Raw genomic sequence first — 263 nt, forward strand, 5'->3', positions numbered from 1 at the left:
CAAAAACCTTCTATACGTATATCCCAAAGAACACGACTCGCAAACAAAAGATTTGTTCTTTCATTAACATCGACTTTACACATAGATGAGAATAGCTCAGACAGTAAAAGACTGCCTTTAATATCCAGCCCCCTTAATTCATTGCAAGCATTGCTTATTGTATTATTTAGAGACCCATTATCTATAGAAACTTTGTAAGACCCTAACTCAGGATGCAATATGAGATCTTTCCCAGTCAATATCTTATATATCAACAGTGATAT

At 34.2% G+C, this 263-nt stretch carries 1 protein-coding gene; it reads right to left on the minus strand.

Annotation, left to right across the window (positions count from 1 at the left end):
• On the minus strand, positions 1-263 hold a 263-nt coding region (locus SB786_RS36600; RefSeq protein ID WP_410731634.1), incomplete at both ends, for a hypothetical protein.

Origin of the sequence: Burkholderia sp. SIMBA_062 (genome assembly GCF_046534765.1) — a bacterium.
Lineage (GTDB): Bacteria > Pseudomonadota > Gammaproteobacteria > Burkholderiales > Burkholderiaceae > Burkholderia > Burkholderia ambifaria.